The sequence below is a fragment of the Actinosynnema sp. NPDC023794 genome (assembly GCF_040639675.1).
Lineage (GTDB): Bacteria > Actinomycetota > Actinomycetes > Mycobacteriales > Pseudonocardiaceae > Actinosynnema > Actinosynnema luteola.
In genome coordinates this window covers 14,106-31,179 of sequence record NZ_JBFAFR010000021.1, presented here as the reverse complement: position 1 = coordinate 31,179, position 17,074 = coordinate 14,106, and the positions used below count along the sequence as shown (strand labels likewise).

The following is a 17,074-nucleotide window of genomic DNA, read 5'->3' as shown; positions in this document are numbered from 1 at the left end:
ATCGTCCCCGCCGTGCGGAGCGTGAGACGGTGCTCGCGAACCGGGTGCGCGAACCCGGCAGTCGCCACGCTCACGTACGCCTATGCGGACTCCACCGCGGTGGTAGGACCCCTGGCGACGTACTCCGAACCGCACTCCTACGACCTCTGCGAAGAACACGCCCTGCGCCTCACCGCGCCGCGTGGCTGGGAGGTCGTCCGGCACCAGGGCGAGTTCCGCGCCCCCGAACCCACCGTGGACGACCTGACCGCGTTGGCCGAGGCCGTCCGGGAAGCGGGCCGGGCCACACCGCAGGTCGAGCTGCCCGAACTGCCCGCCGGCACGATCCGGCGAGGTCACCTGCGCGTTCTGCCTGATCCAAACGAAGACTGAACGAAGACTCATCGACCGGACACGACGCTCAGGCGCGCGCCGGTAGGCTTCCCAAGGCAGTGTCAAGAGCCAACTTGGGAGTGTGGTCGTGCGCGATCTGTCCGGCATCGTCAAGGCTTACGACATCCGCGGTGTCGTCGGTGAGCAGCTCGACGCCGACGTCGTGCGCGACTTCGGCGCGGCGTTCGCCCGCCTGGTCGGTGGCCCGACCGTGGTGATCGGGCACGACATGCGCGACTCCTCGCCGGGCCTCGCCGCGGCGTTCGCCGAGGGCGTCACCGCGCAGGGCGTCGACGTGGTCAACATCGGTCTGGCCAGCACCGACATGCTGTACTTCGCCTCCGGCAAGCTCGACCTGCCCGGCGCCATGTTCACCGCCAGCCACAACCCGGCCAAGTACAACGGCATCAAGCTGTGCCGCGCGGGCGCCGCGCCGGTCGGCCAGGACAGCGGCCTCGGTCAGATCCGCCAGGACGCCGAGCAGGGCGTGCCGGACGCCGAGGGCGTCGCGAAGGGCGCCGTCACCGAGCAGGACATGCTCGCCGACTACGCCGCCTACCTGCGGGAACTGGTCGACCTGAGCGGCAGCCGGCCGTTGAAGGTCGTGGTGGACGCGGGCAACGGCATGGGCGGCCACACGGTGCCGAAGGTGTTCGAGGGCCTGCCGATCGAGATCGTGCCGATGTACTTCGAGCTGGACGGCGACTTCCCGAACCACGAGGCCAACCCGCTGGACCCGAAGAACATCGTGGACCTGCAGGAACGCGTCCGGGAAGAGGGTGCTGACGCGGGTGTGGCATTCGACGGCGACGCGGACCGGTGCTTCGTGGTCGACGAGCGCGGCGAGCCGGTGTCGCCGTCCGCCATCACCGCCCTGGTCGCGGTGCGCGAGCTGGCCAAGGACCCGGGCGGCACGATCATCCACAACCTGATCACCTCGCACGGTGTGCCGGAGATCGTCCGCGAGCACGGCGGCGTGCCGGTGCGCACCCGCGTGGGCCACTCGTTCATCAAGGAGGAGATGGCCAGGACCGGCGCCATCTTCGGCGGCGAGCACTCCGCCCACTACTACTTCCGCGACTTCTGGCGCGCCGACACGGGCATGCTGGCCGCGCTGCACGTGCTGGCCGCGCTGGGCGAGCAGGATGGCCCGCTGTCCGCCCTGACCAGCGACTACGCGCGTTACGCGGCGTCCGGCGAGATCAACTCCACGGTGGACGACCAGCAGGGCAGGCTGGCCGCGATCAAGGCCGAGTTCGGCGGGCGCGAGGGCGTCGGGCTCGACGAGCTGGACGGCCTCACGGTGACCCTGCCGGACGGCTCCTGGTTCAACCTCCGTGCGTCCAACACCGAGCCGCTGCTCCGGCTCAACGTCGAAGCCGCCGACGCGGCCTCCGTCGCGGCGTTGCGCGACGAGGTCCTGGCGATCGTGAGGGGATGAGCGCCGTGGCCGTCCAACTGGACCCGCAGTTGCTGGAGATCCTGGCCTGCCCGTGCCCCGAGCACGCGCCGCTGAAGGCCGGCACCGCGTCCGACCCGCTCGCGGACTACCTGACCTGCACCTCGTGCGGCCGGTCGTTCCCGGTCCGGGACGGCATCCCGGTGCTGCTGCTGGACGAGGCTGTCGAGCCGACGGCCGGGTGAGTTCGGGTGCTTGACGACAGCCTCCTCGACGACCAGTCCCGGCTCACCGACGCCGACCGGGAAGGTCTGCTGCGCGCCGCCGCACGGGCGGGCGCGCAGGTCCGCGCCACCGCCGAGGCGGCCGACGAGCTCGGCGTCGAGCGGACGTTCCAGGAGCGCCCGCGCGCGTTGGTGCTGGTCACGCGCCCAGGCGTCGGCCAGGCCATCGCCGGGGTGGTGGCCGCGCTGCTGGGCACGCGCTGCCCCGTGCCGGTCGTGGTCGCCGACGACGTGCCGACGTGGGTCGGCGCGCTGGACGTGGTCCTCGCGCACACCGAGGACCCCGGTGACGTGCGGATGGCCGAGTCGGTCGACCGGGCGGCCCGGCGCGGCGCGCGGGTGCTGCTGACCGCCGAGCCGGACGGCCCGGTGGCCGCGTCCGCCGCGCAGCACGCGCTGCTCGTCCCGCCGCGGGTGCCGGTGCCGCAGGGCTTCGGCTTCGCCCGGGGTTTCGCCGCGTGGGTGGTGGCGCTGAAGTCGTTGGGGCTGCTCGACGTGGACGTGCAGGCCATCGCGGACGAGCTGGACCGCGAGGCCGAGCGGTGCCACCCGATGCACGAGTCGTTCGTCAACCCGGCCAAGACGCTCGCGCTGCGGATCGCCGACCGCACACCCCTGCTGTGGGGCCTGGACGACCTGGCCACGGCGGTGGCGGCGCACGGCGCGGGCGTGCTCGCGACGTACGCGGGCGTCGTGAGCGACGTGGCCGGCTATCCTCAGGCCCTGACCCGGTCGGTGCTGCACCGCCGGGCCGTGCGCGGCACGTCGGGGGCGGACCTGTTCGCCGATCCGGACGACGAGCACGACGGCCTGGTCCGCGTGCTGCTGGTGGCCGTGCGCCGGGGCCCGCAGGCCGACTTCGCCCGGCGGGTCGCGATGGAGACCTTGTCCGGAGCCGACGTGCTCGAACCGGCCGAGGAGGTGAGCGGCGGCGAGGCCCTGTGCGCCGCGCTGCTCGCCCTGCGGTTCGAGCTGGCCGCGCTGTACCTGGGGCTGGCGGCGGGAACGCTGGGCGGACCCGGGCTGTACGCGCCGGCCGTGTGAGGGGATGACTGTGGATCTGCTGCACAACGCGGTGCGCGCGTACGCGTGGGGGTCACGCACCGCCATCGCCGAGATGCTCGGGAGGGAGGTGCCGACGCCGCACCCCGAGGCCGAGCTGTGGATGGGCGCCCATCCCGGGGACCCGTCGCGGGTGGTGGGACCGGACGGCGAGGCGCGGTCGCTGCTCGACCTGCTCGCCGACGACCCGGACGGGCAGCTCGGCACCCGCCACGCCGACCGCTGGGGCAGCAGGCTGCCGTTCCTGCTCAAGGTGCTGGCCGCGGACGAGCCGCTGAGCCTGCAAGCGCACCCGTCCGCCGAGCAGGCGGCGAACGGCTTCGCCGCCGAGGACGCGGCGGGCGTGCCGATGGACTCGCCGATCCGCAACTACAAGGACCCGTCGGCGAAGCCCGAGCTGATCTGCGCGTTGACCGAGTTCCACGCGCTGGCGGGGTTCCGCGAGCCCGCGCGCACGGTCGCGCTGCTGCGGTCGTTGGACGCGCCGGACTTCGCGCCGTACGCCGAGCTGCTGGCCGCCCAGCCGGACGCCGACGGCCTGCGCGCCATGTTCACCACCCTCATCACGCTGCCGCAGACCGCGCTGGACATGCTCCTGCCGCAGGTGCTGGACGCGTGCGTGCTGCACGTCAAGGAGCACGGCGAGTTCGACCTGGAGTGCCGCACGATCCTGGAGCTGGGCGAGGCGTACCCCGGTGACGCGGGTGTGCTGGCCGCGCTGCTGCTCAACCGGCTCGTGCTGCGGCCCGGTGAGGCGATCTACCTGCCCGCCGGCAACCTGCACGCGTACCTGCACGGCACCGGCGTGGAGATCCTGGCGAACTCCGACAACGTGCTGCGCTGCGGTTTGACGCCCAAGCACGTGGACGTGCCCGAGCTGATGCGCGTGCTGGACTTCGGGTGCGGCGACATGCCCGTGCAGACCGGGTGGGAGACGGCGCCGGGGCTGTGGTCGTACCGGACGCCGTGCCCGGAGTTCGAGCTGTCGCGGATCGAGGTCGGGCCGTCGGTCGAGGTCCGGGTGGACCACAGCGGGCCGCAGATCCTGCTCTGCACCCGTGGCCGGGCGCGGTTGACCTGCGGCGACGAGACCTTGGAGCTGGTGCGCGGCGAGTCCGTGTGGCTGCCCGCGCGTGACCCGGCGGTCGTGGTCACCGCGGGTGTGGACACCCAGCTTTTCCGGGCGACGCCCGGTGTTGAGTAGGGTCACACCGACAAATCGGACTTGGGCGCAAAGGGAGCAACCGTGTCAGCAGGGGGCGGGACCAAGGCGATCATCGCCGCACTGGTGGCCAATGCGGGGATCGCGGTGGCCAAGTTCGTCGGCTTCCTGATCACCGGGTCGTCATCGATGCTCGCCGAGTCGGTGCACTCGGTGGCGGACACGTCCAACCAGGGCCTGTTGCTGCTCGGGCAGAAGACCGCGCGGCGCAAGGCGACCCTGAACCACCCGTTCGGGTTCGGTCGGGACCGGTACTTCTACTCGTTCATCGTCGCGTTGATGCTGTTCAGCCTCGGCTCGGTGTTCGCCCTGTACGAGGGCATCCACAAGCTGGAGTCGCACGAGGAGCTGAGCAGCCCGATCGTCGCCGTGATCATCCTGGTCGTGGCGATCGGCCTGGAGACCTACAGCTTCCGCACGGCGATCGTGGAGTCGAAGGCGATCAAGGGGAACGCCACGTGGTGGCAGTTCATCCGGCAGTCGAAGGTGCCGGAGCTGCCGGTCGTGCTGCTGGAGGACGCGGGCGCGCTGTTCGGCCTGGTCCTGGCGCTGATGGGCGTCGGTATGTCGACCTTGACCGGTGACCCGGTGTGGGACGCCATCGGCACGATCTGCATCGGTGTGCTGCTGGGCGTGATCGCGGTCATCCTGATCGTGGAGATGAAGTCGCTGCTGATCGGCGAGGGCGCGGCGCCGGCGGAGCTGGACGTGATCACGGGCGAACTGGCGTCCGGTCAGGTGCAGCGCGTCATCCACATCAAGACCCAGTACATCGGGCCGGACGAGCTGCTCGTGGCGGCGAAGATCGCGCTGAACCCGGGCCTGTCGATCACCGAGGTGGCCGAGGCCATCGACGCCGCGGAGCAGCGGGTCCGGGCCAAGGTCCCGGCGGCCAGGCTGATCTACCTGGAGCCCGACCTGGACCGTTCGCTGACGAGCAAGTCATAACCCCTCGGCGAGCAACCGCTCGCCGTTCGGGAGCTGCCCGGTGTGGGCGAGGGCGACGAGCTGCTGCGCGCAGTGCTCGTCGCCCTTTCTCGTCTGGTCCAGCAGCTCGTCGTACCGGCCGCGGGCGGCGAGGACCGCCGCCAGCTCCCGTCCGGCGGTGTCGAGCCCGGCGTCGGCGAGTCTTCGCAGCGCCGCGATGTTCCCCGCGTGGGCCAGCCGCTTCGGAATCCACTCCTGCGCCCAGGGTTTCCCCTTCGCCAGGTCCAGCACTTCCTGCCAGTGGCCTTCCTCGGCCAGGAGGTCGGCCAACAGGACTTGTCGCCCGGACGCGCGGCGTTCGTCGGTATCGGGCAGGACGTAGCGCAGGAATCGGATGGCTTCCGCCCGTCGACCGCTCGACACCAGCGCTTTCACGGTCGTGTCCAGGGCCGGCAACAACCGACCTGCCTCTGCGGCGACCGCTTCGGCGTGGTCGCCGGCGAGGACCGCCAGGAGCTGGACGGCCGCCGTTTCGCCGGTCGCCGCGAGTCGGCGCAGCTGGCGGAGGTTGCCGGCGGCGGCCAGCCGGCCCGCCAACCAGGGGCCCGACCAGGTCGTTCGCTCGTCGCGCACGACCTCCAGCGCCTCCTCCCAGTGCCCGGTGTCGGCCAGGAGATCGGCCAGCCGTTCACGGACCCGCCAGCTGTCGGGCAGTCGGCGCAGCACCGCGAGCGCGTCCTCGGTCGCGCCGGTGTCCGCCAGGTGATCGGCCAGCAGGAGGCTCGCCCAGGTGCCCCGGCGTTCGAACAGCTCCAGGAACACACGGCGCTGCGGGAGCCACGGTCGTTGGAGCACCTCGACCACTTCACGGGCGTGGATCCGGGCAGGGTCGCGGTCCAGGAGTTCGCTGACCTCGGTCACCCGGCCGTGTGCGATCAGGACGTCCATCAGGCGCAGCGCCGCGATGGTCGAGCCGGTGGCGGCGGCTCGCCGGTAGAGCGGGTCGGCGTGGCGGTAGCGCAGGCGGTGGTAGGCGCTGCGGGACAGGCGGAACTGGTCCTCCGGGTCTTCGGCGTGGGCCAGGAGGGCGTCCCAGAGGGTGTCGGGGGTCAGGGCGCGGCGGCGGGTCGACCTGCCGTGCTGGTCCAGGTAGTCGTGGAGGTGGTAGCCGTCCGGTGGGCCGACTCCCGGGCTTCGGCGCTTCGGGATGAGGGCGGCGACGCCCAGGTGGGTGTTCGTGGCGGTCTGGAGGCCGGTCTCGAACCACGTCTCCGGTGCGTCGACGCGGTCGTCCTCGGACAGGTAGCCCGGTGCGGCGGCGGCCAACAGCGCGGTGGGGAGCAGGGCGTGGTGGCCGAGCCTCCGCGCGTCGAGGGCGGCGGTGAGGATGGCGGTCGCGTAGCGGTCTTGCGGGGTGTCGGGGTGGTCGTAGCGCTCGACCACAGCCGGGCCGCCCGCGATGGCCTGGACGACCTCGCCGTCGTGCGCGGTGGCCAGGGCTTTGCGCAGGCGGGGATCGGGTGGGGCGGTGGCCATCTGCGCCGCGGTGAACCGCTTGGCGACCCGGATGCGGGTCACGCGGTGCTGGAGGAGGTTGCGCGCCTGGGGTTGGTCCGGACCCGTCAGGGCGGACCAGTACTGCGGCCACAGCGTGCCCAGCACGACGAACGGGCCGGGAAGTTCGAGGAGCGTGCGCAGCGCGGCGGCGGCCTGTTCGCCCTGGGTGCCGAGCAGGTGGTTCTGGGTCTCGTTGAGCCACAGCACCGTGCCGGGCTCGACGCCGGTCGCGAGCACGTGCAGCAGGTCGTCGGCGGTGCGCGGGTAGAGCAACGGCCACGTGGGCAGCTCGTCGACGACCGCCTCGTACAGCGCGCGGGTCTTGCCGGTGGACGACTCGCCCGTCAGCACCGCCAGCACGGTCTGCCGCGGGGACAGCAGGTCGGCCAACGCGCGGTCGTGCTCGCGGGACACGTACGCCGGGAGGTCCGGCAGGTGGGTCGTGCCGACGGTGACGGCCCGGTGCACGTCGAGGTCGAACGGGTGCCACTCGGTGATGGGGCGGGCGGGCGAAGGGGCGGCGTGCCGCGCGTGCACGTGCACGCCGCCCTCGATCGCACCGGCCTGGACGACCGTGGCCGCCTGGCCCGACATCTCGATGCGCACCGGTTCCGGCACGCCTGGTGACGTTACGGAATCTCGTCGTGCTTCACCACGGGCACGGCGGTGGCGCCCTTGCGGCCCAGCAGCGAGTGCCGCCGGCTGTACGCGAAGTACACGACGACGCCCAGCGCCATCCACACCAGGAACCGCACCCAGGTCAACGCGGTCAGGTTCAGCATCAGCCACAGGCACGCCAGGATCGCCAGCACCGGCACCACCGGCACCAGCGGCACGCGGAAGCCGCGCGGCAGGTCCGGCCGGGTCTTGCGCAGCACCAGCACACCCGCCGAGACCAGGATGAACGCGAACAGCGTGCCCACGTTCACCATCTCCTCCAGCTTGCCCGCCGGGAAGAAGCCCGCCGCGACGGCGACCAGCACACCGATGATCACGGTGATCCGGAACGGCGTGCCGTGCTTGCCCGTGCGCGCCAGGCCGCGCGGCAGCAGGCCGTCGCGCGACATCGCGAACAGCACCCGCGACTGCCCGAGCATCAGGACCATCACCACCGTGGTCAGACCGGCCAGCGCGCCCACCGAGATGACCGTGGCCGCCCAGTCGACGCCGTTGGCCGAGAACGCCGTCGCCAACGTCGCCCGCGTGCCGTCGGGCTGGGTCTTGAGCTGGTCGTACGGCAGCATGCCGGTGATCACCAGCGACACCGCCACGTACAGCACGGTCACGATCGCCAGCGACCCGAGGATGCCGCGCGGCACGGCGCGCTGCGGGTCGCGGGTCTCCTCGGCGGTGGTCGCGACCACGTCGAAGCCGATGAACGCGAAGAACACCAGCGAGGCGGCGGCCAACAGCCCCAGCACGCCGTACGTGCTGCCCTCGAAGCCCGTGAGCAGCGAGAACAGCGACTGCTCCAGCCCGGACGCGCCTGCGCCGCCGGTCTCGGCGGGCGGGATGTACGGGGTGTAGTTCGCCGCCTTGACGTACCCGAAGCCCAGCACGATCACCAGCAGCACGACGGCCACCTTCACCGCCGTGATCACCCAGCTGACCCGCGACGACAGCTTCGTGCCGGTCACCAGCAACGCCGTCAGCACGGCGATCAGCAGCAGCGAGCCCCAGTCGACGTCGACACCGCCGACCGACGCGGTGGTCTTCACCGTCACGCCGAGCTGCCCCAGCACCGTCTGCAGGTACACCGACCAGCCCTTGGCCACGGCCGCCGCGCCGACCGCGAACTCCAGCACCAGGTCCCAGCCGATGATCCACGCCATGAACTCGCCGAAGGTCGCGTACGAGAACGTGTACGCGCTGCCGGCCACCGGCACGGTCGAGGCGAACTCCGCGTAGCACAACGCGGCCAGCGCGCACGCCACCGCCGCCAGCACGAACGCCAACGACACCGACGGCCCCGCGAGGTTGCCCGCGGTGGACGCGGTGAGGGTGAAGATGCCCGCGCCGATCACGACCGCGACGCCGAAGACCGTCAGGTCCCACGCGGTGAGGTCCTTGCGGAGTCTGGTGTCCGGCTCGTCGGTGTCCGCGATCGACTGCTCGACCGACTTCGTCCGCCACAGCCCGTTGCCCGGCACGGTGGTCCCTCCTGTGCTTGGTCGCCTGCTCCGACGCGGTCCTCGCGCCCTGGTCGGTGTTGGTGCGTTCAGAGTAGAGGTGGGTACCGACAAATGGCGGCACCGGTAGTTTTCGCGCATGACAGTGCTCTGCCTGGACGTCGGCTCGACGTGGACCAAGGGCGCCCTCGTGTCGCACGCCGGCGAGTTGCTCGGCACCGCACAGCACACGACTACCCCGCCGGAGGTGCTTCAAGGCATCGACGCCGTCACACGTGCCCTGGGCCCGGCCGAGCACACCCTCGCCTGCTCCTCGGCGGGCGGCGGGCTGCGGCTCGCGGTCGTCGGGCAGGAACGGCTGGTCAGCGCCGAGGCCGGGTACCGGGTGGCGCTGTCGGCGGGCGCGAAGGTCGTGCACGTCTCGGCCGGTCCGCTCGACGGCGCGGGCGTGCGGGCGTTGCGCGCGGCCCGGCCCGACCTGGTCCTCCTGGTCGGCGGCACCGACGGCGGCGACGCGTCGGTGCTCCTGCACAACGCGGGCAAGCTGAGCCGGGTCGCGTGCCCGATCGTGCTCGCCGGCAACGTCGAGGCCCAGCCGGAGGCCGCCGGGCTGCTCGCCGCGCGGACCGTGGTGCGGACCGCGAACGTGCTGCCGGACGTGGGCGAGCTCGCGCCGGGACCGGCGCGTGCGGCGATCCGCGAGGTGTTCCTCCGGCACGTGATCGGCGGCAAGGGCCTGTCCCGGGGTCGGAGGTTCGGCGGGCTCGTGCGCGCCGTCACCCCGGACGCCGTGCTGCGGGGCGTGTCCCGGCTGGCCGTGCAGGACCGCGAAGGCGCGGTGCTCGTCGTGGACGTCGGCGGCGCCACCACGGACGTCTACTCCGCGGTGTCCACTGTGGAAGGTCCGGAGCGGACGGTGGCGCTGCCGCCCGACCGCCGCACCGTCGAGGGCGACCTGGGCATGCGCTGGTCCGCACCCGGCGTGGTGGCCGAGGCGCTCGCGGAGAAGCTGATCGACAAGGGCGAGGCCGTCGTGCTGCGACCGGAAGCCGCCGCACGGGCCGCCGACGTGAGCTGGTTGCCGGACGACCCGACCGCGGACCTCCGGCTGGCCGCGCTCGCCGCCGTGCTGGCCGTCCGCCGCCACCTCAGGCTCGTCGACGGTCGACTGGGACCGCGGGGGGCGGGCCTGCTGGTGCTGTCCGGCGGTGTCTTCCGGCACGCCGAGTCGACCGACGGCGTCGAACGCGTGCTGCGCGCCGACCCCGTCCTGCGCCCGATCCTGCGCACGGCCGCCGTCGCGGTCGACCGCGACTACGTGCTGGCCCCGGCGGGCCTGCTCGCCGGGACCGGCCGCACGGCGGCGGCCGACCGCCTGCTCACGTCGGTTCGGTCAACGGCGAGCTGATCGGCGCCCGCCGCGCGGTCGGCAGCACGGGGGGGCGACGGCGGGTCCGTCGTCTCCAGGCCCGCCGCGATGGCGATCGCCCGGTCCCACTCGGGGTCGGACGTGTAGTCGGCGTGCCGGTTCACGCCCGGCGCCCACCGGCGACCCGGGAACGGACCGCGCTGCGGGTCCGGCAGCCAGTGGTCGCCGCCGAGCACCAGCGCGCCCGTCGGACCGCGCTGCGCCGGCGGCAACGCGCCCGACGTGCCGTCCGGCCGGAACCCCGCGCCGAGCAGCATCCCGTCGAACACCTGCCGGTCCCACGTCATCACCGCGCCGCCCAACGCGTCCGTGCCGCGGCACAGCGCGCGCCACCGCCCGGCCAGCCCGCCGGCCAGCGTCTCCAGCGAGCTGTGCGGCACCACCGCCGGGAACGCCCGCGGGTACGCCCACTGCAGCTGCGACCCCGCCGTGACCAAGCCCACCCGTTCCGCCTCGGCCGGCGGCAGCTCCTCCAGCAGCCGTGCCGCCGCGACCGCCGCGAGCAGGCTGCCCTGGCTGTGCCCGGCGAGCACCACCCGCGTGCCGGGGTCGGCCAGGTGCTCCCGCACCCGCGCCACCAGCTCGGGCACCACCTTCAACGCGTAGCACGGCGGCACCACGGGGTGCGCCTCGCGCGGCCAGAACGCCGCCAGGTCCGCCAGCACGCCGACCTGCCGGGCCTTGTCCGGCCGCCGTGCCGCCAGGTACACCGCCCGGAGCAGCGACAACGCCAGCACGGCCAGCACGACCACGCCGAGCGCGACGACCGGCCGCGCCCACGTGGGCGGGTCGACCTCGCGCAGCCGCAGGAACGCCGCCGGCACCGCGCCGACCGCCAACACCGACGACATGATCAGCACCACGTGGTGGCTGTGCCGTCGTTGCCAGCGCGCCCACCACCACGCCCGCGCAGCGCGCTTCGCATCCCGTGCGCGCCCCGCGTGCAACAAGGACGCCTCGCGCGCCCACTCCTTGTCCCTCCGAAGGGAGCTCCACCGCATCATCCCGGTGGCCGCCGCCATCGCCACCCCGGCCAGGAACGCCAGCACCCCGGCCACGCCCCACAGCAGCGCGATGTAGTCGTACCCGCGTGGCAGGTGGCCGTACCCGAGCACTCGCCGCGCGGTGAGCGCCACACCCGCGCCGAACCCGCCGCCGAGCAGCGCGGCCACCGCCACCACCGGCGCGGCCATCCACCCGCCCGCCCACGGCCGCAGCTCGCGCGGCTGCGCCGACCACGTGCGCCGGGCCAGCAGCGCGGCGGGCACCAGCAGCAACGCGATCAGCACGCACACCAGCGCCACCATCGCCGCCACCATCTGCACGGCCAGGTCCGCGCCGGGCAGCCGCACCGGCAGCCGGTCCAGCAACGCCACCGCGACCGGCAACGACAGCCACGCCACGGTGTGCAGCACGCGCCGCGGCCCGCGCCCCAACGCCGCCCGCAGCCACCGGCCGCCCCGGTGCGGCGCGCCGCCGGTCGGGTCGTCCAGCAGCATCGCGCCCAGCGCCGCCACCCCGACCAGGGCCACCCCGAGCGCCCAGCACACCGCGATCGCGACGCCGTGCCGACCGGGCGCGAGCAGCGGACCGGCCGGACCGCCCAACGCGATCACCACGGCCGTGCCCAGGCCCGCGACCACGTGCAGCACCCGCAACGCGGGCGTGTCCGGATCGGTGGCCACGTGCGCGCCGGGCAGCCCGGACCGCACGCCCTCGGCCGCCGGCACCTCCTTGCGCTCGACCCGCCAGTCCACGCTCGACATCCGGTGCAGCACCAGCACGGCCAGCGCGATCGGCGCCAGGCCCACGACCGCGCGCACCCACGGCGTCGTGCTCAGCCACGAAGGGCCCCACAGGCACGTGGCGCCCGGCGCGAGGCACTGCGCGGCCACCAGGTCGAGGCTGATCACCCCCAGCTGCGCGATCAGCAGCACGGTCAGCAGCAGCGCGGCCAACCGGAGCAACGCGCGCAGCGCGACGCCCAGCAGGTGAGCGGGCACGGAGCCGGTCGGCGTCGGCGGCAGCATCCAGTGCGCCACGTTCGCCAGCGAGAACGGGAACAGCAGCGCCCAGGTCGCCTTGGCCCAGCCGCCGGAGGTCATCGCGCCCCAGACGTAGCCCTCGACCACCCGCGTGACCGGGCGTCCGGCGGCCTGCAACACCGGGCCGGGCGCCGGTCTGCGGAGCCGGTCGGCCGGGCGGACGACGCGGCCGAGCCCGTCGCCCGCCACGTCCACCGCCGCCACCGCGTCGACCAGCGACTGCGGGGTGGTGCCCTGGACACCGTGCACCCGCAGTTCGACCACCCGCGTGTCGGGGCCGGGAATCAGCACAGATCCTCCCGCGAACATCACCTGAGCCTCGCCATACTGGTCCATTGGCGCGCAGATGCCGCCGACCGCCGTGGCCCGGCGTGGCGGGCGGTAGGGTCGGCTCGTCCTACCCGAAGATGGAGGAACCCGCGATGACCGCCGAGAGGCTCCAGACCCGCAACGGCATCGACTTCGCCGTGGCGGACCTCTCCCTGGCCGAGTTCGGCCGCAAAGAGATCCGGCTGGCCGAGCACGAGATGCCCGGCCTGATGGCGTTGCGCCGCGAGTACTCGGAGGTCTACCCGCTCAAGGGCGCGCGGATCTCCGGCTCACTGCACATGACCGTGCAGACGGCCGTCCTGATCGAGACCCTGGTCGCCCTGGGCGCCGAGGTGCGCTGGGCGTCGTGCAACATCTTCTCCACGCAGGACCACGCCGCCGCCGCGGTCGTGGTCGGCCCCCACGGCACCGAGGAGGAGCCCAAGGGCATCCCGTGCTTCGCCTGGAAGGGCGAGACGCTGGAGGAGTACTGGTGGACCGCCGAGTCCATGCTGACCTGGCCGGACGGCGGCGGCCCGAACATGATCCTGGACGACGGCGGCGACGCCACGATGCTCGTCCACAAGGGCCTGCAGTACGAGAAGGCCGGCGTCGTGCCGCAGCCCGAGGCGGACGACCCGGAGGAGTGGAAGATCTTCCTGGGCACGCTGCGCGCCTCGTTGGCGGCGGACAGCGGCAAGTGGACCAAGATCGCCGAGGGCATCCGCGGCGTCACCGAGGAGACCACCACCGGCGTCATGCGGCTGTACCAGCTGGCCGCCGCCGGTGAGCTGCTGTTCCCGGCGATCAACGTCAACGACGCGGTGACCAAGTCGAAGTTCGACAACCGGTACGGCATCCGGCACTCGCTGATCGACGGCATCAACCGCGGCACCGACGTGCTCATGGGCGGCAAGGTGGCCGTGATCTGCGGTTACGGTGACGTCGGCAAGGGCGCGGCGGAGTCGCTGCGCGGCCAGGGCGCCCGGATCATCGTGACCGAGATCGACCCGATCTGCGCGCTGCAGGCGGCGATGGACGGCTACGAGGTCGCGACGCTGGAGGACGCGATCGGCCGCGCCGACATCGTCATCACCACGACCGGCAACAAGGACGTCGTGCGCATCGAGCACATGGCGGCCATGAAGCACCAGGCGATCGTGGGCAACATCGGCCACTTCGACAACGAGATCGACATGGCCGGCCTCGCCCGCTTCCCCGGCATCCGGCGGATCAACATCAAGCCGCAGGTCGACGAGTGGGTGTTCCCGGACGGCCACTCGATCCTGGTGCTGTCGGAGGGCCGCCTGCTCAACCTGGGCAACGCCACCGGCCACCCCAGCTTCGTGATGTCCAACTCGTTCTCCAACCAGGTGATCGCGCAGGTCGAGCTGTTCACCAAGCACCAGGAGTACGACAAGGAGGTGTACCGCCTGCCGAAGGTGCTGGACGAGAAGGTCGCCCGCATCCACCTCGAGGCGCTCGGTGGCAAGCTCACCAAGCTGACCAAGGACCAGGCGGAGTACATCGACGTCGACGTCGAGGGCCCCTACAAGCCCGAGCACTACCGGTACTGAGTCTGATTGCCGCTGCTCCGCAGACGGCGGCTCGGTCGCCGGGAAGTCGCGAACGACCGACGCGACCTCGCGGGGTGGTCAACCTGGGTCACCCAGCCGCCTCCGGCGGTTGGCGCGAACGGCCGGGGCCCTCGGGGCCCCGGCCGTTCTCACGTCCACTCGACGCTGATCCCCGCCACGCCGGGGCCGACGTCCTCGAAGTACGCGCTGGCGAAACCGCCGAGCCCGCACACCAGCTCCTCCAGGTCCACCGGCACGGCCTCGGCGTCGACCCGGAACTGCTTGGTGCACCGGGCGGGCAGGGCGCGGCGGTTGAACGCCAGTTGCAGCAGGTACCCGCGGCACGGTGCGCGGAACGCCCGCCGGTGGCCGGGTGTCGGCCCGCCCGTGTCGTCCACCACTGTGAAGCTGAACACGTGCTCCTCGCCCTCGGCGAGCCTGCGGTCGAACAGCAGCTCGAACGCCAGCCCGCGGGTGGCCAGCTGCCGGCGCAGCCGACCGAGCCGGCACCCCTCGCCGGGCCGCACGAGCGCGTTGTCGATCAAGCACCCCTCGTCGCCCTGGTGCACGGCCAGGTACCGGTCCGGTCCGGCCTTCGTCGCCCGCACCACCAGCCGGGTGCTGATCGACCGCTGCTCCCGTTCCGGCCCGACCAGCACGGTGTCGTGCACGGACAGCACCTCGATGTCGGTGTTCGCGCCGACGTCGCTGACGGCCTCGAACTCCGACAGCACCGGCACCGGCGACACCCAGCCGCTGGGGCGGGTCAGCCGGGGCTGCGGCCGGTTGCCGACGAGCGCCACCAAGGACTCCGGGGGCAGCTTCAGGACGGTCTCCAACGCGCGCACGGTGGCGATGGCGCGTGGCACCTCGGGGTGCCGCAGACCGCGCTGCCAGTAGCTGAGCGTCGACTGTCCGACCTGGACGCCCAGCTGCTCCAGGTGCGCCCGCAGGCGGGCCAGGGACAGGCCGCGGTGCGCGATGGCGTCGTGCAGCGCCCGGTGGAACGGGCCGTACCGCAGGGTTTCGGCGAGACCGCCGGGCAGGCTCTCGGGCGGGTGGGCGGCCTGCTGCTCAACCGGTCTGGCGTGCCCGGAATCCGCGGTCACCGCGGCACCACCCTTTCGCGCAACCGGAAATGGGGTTCACCGTAGTCACTCAATCTGGTGACGCAAAGGATCTCCGATCACCCGACTGGGCGATGTCATGCGGCCGATCGTGAACGGACGGTGCCCCTTAGGGTGTTCCCGTGGGCAAACTCGTCGTGATCGAGGGCTTGGACGGCGCGGGCAAGCGCACCCTGGCCAAGGCGTTGACCGACGCGCTGGGCGCGCGTGGCGCGAAGGTCGCCACGGGGGCGTTCCCGCGTTACGACGAGGACGTGCACGCCGACCTGGTGCGCGACGCGTTGCACGGCAGGCTGGGCGACCTGACGGATTCGGTGTACGGCATGTCGGTCCTCTACGCGCTGGACCGGCGCGGGGCGGCCGACCGGATCCGGGCCGACCTCGACCAGTACGACGTGGTGCTGCTCGACCGGTACGTCGCGTCCAACGCGGCCTACGGCGCGGCCCGGCTGCACCAGGGCGCGGACGGCGAGTTCGTCGAGTGGCTGCGGTCGCTGGAGGTGGACCGCTTCGGGTTGCCGATCCCGGATCTGCACCTGCTCTTGCGCGTGCCCGCGGGCGTGGCGGCGGACCGGGCCGCCCACCGCGAGGTGGAAGAGGCCAGGGGGCGCGACCTGTACGAATCGGACGGTGGGCTGCAAGCGCGCTGCGCCGCCGTGTACGACGGGCTGGCCGCGGCCTCGTGGCTGTCACCGTGGGAGGTGCTGGACGGCACCGCTGACCTGCGCGTCGAGGCGATCCTCGATCGATGGTTCACCCATTAGTGTACCGAAGTAACAAAACGTCACCACCCCGCCGATGAGTCGCAGAGGATTCGCGTTTCGGCGGGACGAGGTGGGCACGTGGATCGGCGGCAGAGACTGGCTACGGAGTGGACGCGCACGACGACCAGCAGCGATGACCGCTGGGCGGTGCGTGGACTCCCGGCCACTAGTGGGACGATGTTGAGTATGAAGGCACGCGTGCTCGTCGTGGACGACGACCCCGCTCTGGCGGAGATGCTGACCATCGTGCTGCGGGGCGAGGGCTTCGACACCGCTGTGGTGGCCGACGGCGCCCGCGCGCTGCCAGCGCTGCGCGAGTTGAAGCCCGACCTGGTCCTGCTGGACCTGATGCTGCCCGGCATGAACGGCATCGACGTCTGCAAGGCGATCAGGTCCGAGTCGGGCGTACCGATCGTGATGCTGACCGCGAAGAGTGACACGGTGGACGTGGTGCTCGGCCTCGAGTCGGGCGCGGACGACTACGTGGTCAAGCCGTTCAAGCCGAAGGAGCTGGTGGCGCGCATCCGCGCCCGCCTGCGCCGCACCGAGGCGGAGCCCGCCGAGGTGCTCCAGATCGGCGACCTGACCATCGACGTGCCCGGGCACGAGGTGCTGCGCGAGGGCAAGCCGATCCAGCTCACGCCGCTGGAGTTCGACCTGCTCGTGGCGCTGGCCCGCAAGCCGCGCCAGGTGTTCACCCGCGAGGTGCTGCTGGAGCAGGTGTGGGGCTACCGGCACGCCGCGGACACCCGGCTGGTGAACGTCCACGTGCAGCGGCTGCGCTCCAAGGTCGAGCGCGACCCGGAGCACCCCGAGGTGGTGCTGACCGTGCGCGGCGTCGGGTACAAGGCCGGACCTCCGTGATCGGAAC

At 72.6% G+C, this 17,074-nt stretch carries 14 protein-coding genes; 10 read left to right on the top strand and 4 right to left on the bottom strand.

All coding sequences use genetic code 11. The annotated features are described in order from the left end of the window. The first annotated feature begins 12 nt into the window (after positions 1-12). The 6 genes from AB0H12_RS31740 to AB0H12_RS31715 all read left to right on the top strand — a co-directional run bounded on the left by AB0H12_RS31740 (position 13) and on the right by AB0H12_RS31715 (position 5,287). The gene (locus tag AB0H12_RS31740) at positions 13-372 is read left to right on the top strand and encodes a DUF3499 domain-containing protein (protein ID WP_073885657.1); all 360 of its coding nucleotides are present in this window, start codon (positions 13-15) and stop codon (positions 370-372) included. An 88-nt stretch (positions 373-460) separates the two neighbouring features. Then, positions 461-1,813 carry a phosphomannomutase/phosphoglucomutase gene (locus AB0H12_RS31735; RefSeq protein WP_499627983.1) on the top strand — a complete coding sequence of 451 codons (1,353 nt, stop codon included), beginning with the start codon at positions 461-463 and terminating at the stop codon, positions 1,811-1,813. Positions 1,814-1,818: 5 nt separating this feature from the next. After that, on the top strand, positions 1,819-2,016 hold the full coding sequence (locus AB0H12_RS31730; RefSeq protein WP_053723294.1) for a Trm112 family protein: 198 nt from the start codon (positions 1,819-1,821) through the stop codon (positions 2,014-2,016). Between the two features lie 6 nt (positions 2,017-2,022). After that, positions 2,023-3,099 (top strand): SIS domain-containing protein, encoded by a 1,077-nt coding sequence (locus tag AB0H12_RS31725; RefSeq protein ID WP_499627981.1) that lies wholly within the window; start codon positions 2,023-2,025, stop codon positions 3,097-3,099. 10 nt (positions 3,100-3,109) lie between these two features. Then, positions 3,110-4,321, top strand: a complete 1,212-nt coding sequence (gene manA, locus AB0H12_RS31720; RefSeq protein ID WP_499628167.1) for a mannose-6-phosphate isomerase, class I — start codon at positions 3,110-3,112, stop codon at positions 4,319-4,321. 42 nt (positions 4,322-4,363) lie between these two features. Next, positions 4,364-5,287: a cation diffusion facilitator family transporter gene (locus tag AB0H12_RS31715; protein WP_499627979.1), complete on the top strand. Its 924-nt coding sequence runs from the start codon at positions 4,364-4,366 to the stop codon at positions 5,285-5,287. Here the strand turns inward: AB0H12_RS31715 and AB0H12_RS31710 are convergent. Beyond that, positions 5,282-7,441 (bottom strand): hypothetical protein, encoded by a 2,160-nt coding sequence (locus AB0H12_RS31710; protein ID WP_499627977.1) that lies wholly within the window; start codon positions 7,439-7,441, stop codon positions 5,282-5,284. The genes AB0H12_RS31715 and AB0H12_RS31710 overlap by 6 nt on opposite strands. 11 nt (positions 7,442-7,452) lie before the next feature. Further along, on the bottom strand, positions 7,453-8,973 hold the full coding sequence (locus AB0H12_RS31705; RefSeq protein WP_499627975.1) for an amino acid permease: 1,521 nt from the start codon (positions 8,971-8,973) through the stop codon (positions 7,453-7,455). 118 nt (positions 8,974-9,091) lie between these two features. On the opposite strand from AB0H12_RS31705, the gene AB0H12_RS31700 reads away from it, so the two are divergent. Further along, positions 9,092-10,360 (top strand): glutamate mutase L, encoded by a 1,269-nt coding sequence (locus AB0H12_RS31700; protein WP_499627973.1) that lies wholly within the window; start codon positions 9,092-9,094, stop codon positions 10,358-10,360. Here AB0H12_RS31700 and AB0H12_RS31695 read toward each other — a convergent pair. Continuing rightward, entirely contained in the window at positions 10,267-12,717 is a 2,451-nt protein-coding gene (locus AB0H12_RS31695; protein WP_499627971.1) for a hypothetical protein, read from the bottom strand. The two genes, AB0H12_RS31700 and AB0H12_RS31695, sit on opposite strands and share 94 nt — an antisense overlap. Positions 12,718-12,848: 131 nt before the next feature. Between AB0H12_RS31695 and ahcY the strand changes: the two genes are divergently transcribed. Next, positions 12,849-14,312 (top strand): adenosylhomocysteinase, encoded by a 1,464-nt coding sequence (gene ahcY, locus AB0H12_RS31690; protein ID WP_499627969.1) that lies wholly within the window; start codon positions 12,849-12,851, stop codon positions 14,310-14,312. A 149-nt stretch (positions 14,313-14,461) separates the two neighbouring features. Here ahcY and AB0H12_RS31685 read toward each other — a convergent pair whose 3' ends face one another. Next, a complete protein-coding gene (locus tag AB0H12_RS31685; protein ID WP_499627967.1) occupies positions 14,462-15,421 on the bottom strand; it encodes a hypothetical protein in 960 nt (319 codons plus the stop codon). Between the two features lie 140 nt (positions 15,422-15,561). Between AB0H12_RS31685 and AB0H12_RS31680 the strand changes: the two genes are divergently transcribed. Further along, positions 15,562-16,203 carry a dTMP kinase gene (locus tag AB0H12_RS31680; RefSeq protein ID WP_499627965.1) on the top strand — a complete coding sequence of 214 codons (642 nt, stop codon included), beginning with the start codon at positions 15,562-15,564 and terminating at the stop codon, positions 16,201-16,203. 186 nt (positions 16,204-16,389) lie between these two features. Continuing rightward, positions 16,390-17,067 (top strand): MtrAB system response regulator MtrA, encoded by a 678-nt coding sequence (gene mtrA / locus AB0H12_RS31675; protein WP_015104936.1) that lies wholly within the window; start codon positions 16,390-16,392, stop codon positions 17,065-17,067. The last annotated feature ends 7 nt before the right edge of the window (positions 17,068-17,074 follow it).

What these genes read in the sequence shown, in the direction of transcription:
- AB0H12_RS31700 (WP_499627973.1), top strand. Translation starts at nt 9,092, where the DNA reads ATGACAGTGCTCTGCCTGGACGTCGGCTCGACGTGGACCAAGGGCGCC.
- ahcY (WP_499627969.1), top strand. Translation starts at nt 12,849, where the DNA reads ATGACCGCCGAGAGGCTCCAGACCCGCAACGGCATCGACTTCGCCGTG.
- mtrA (WP_015104936.1), top strand. Translation starts at nt 16,390, where the DNA reads ATGAAGGCACGCGTGCTCGTCGTGGACGACGACCCCGCTCTGGCGGAG.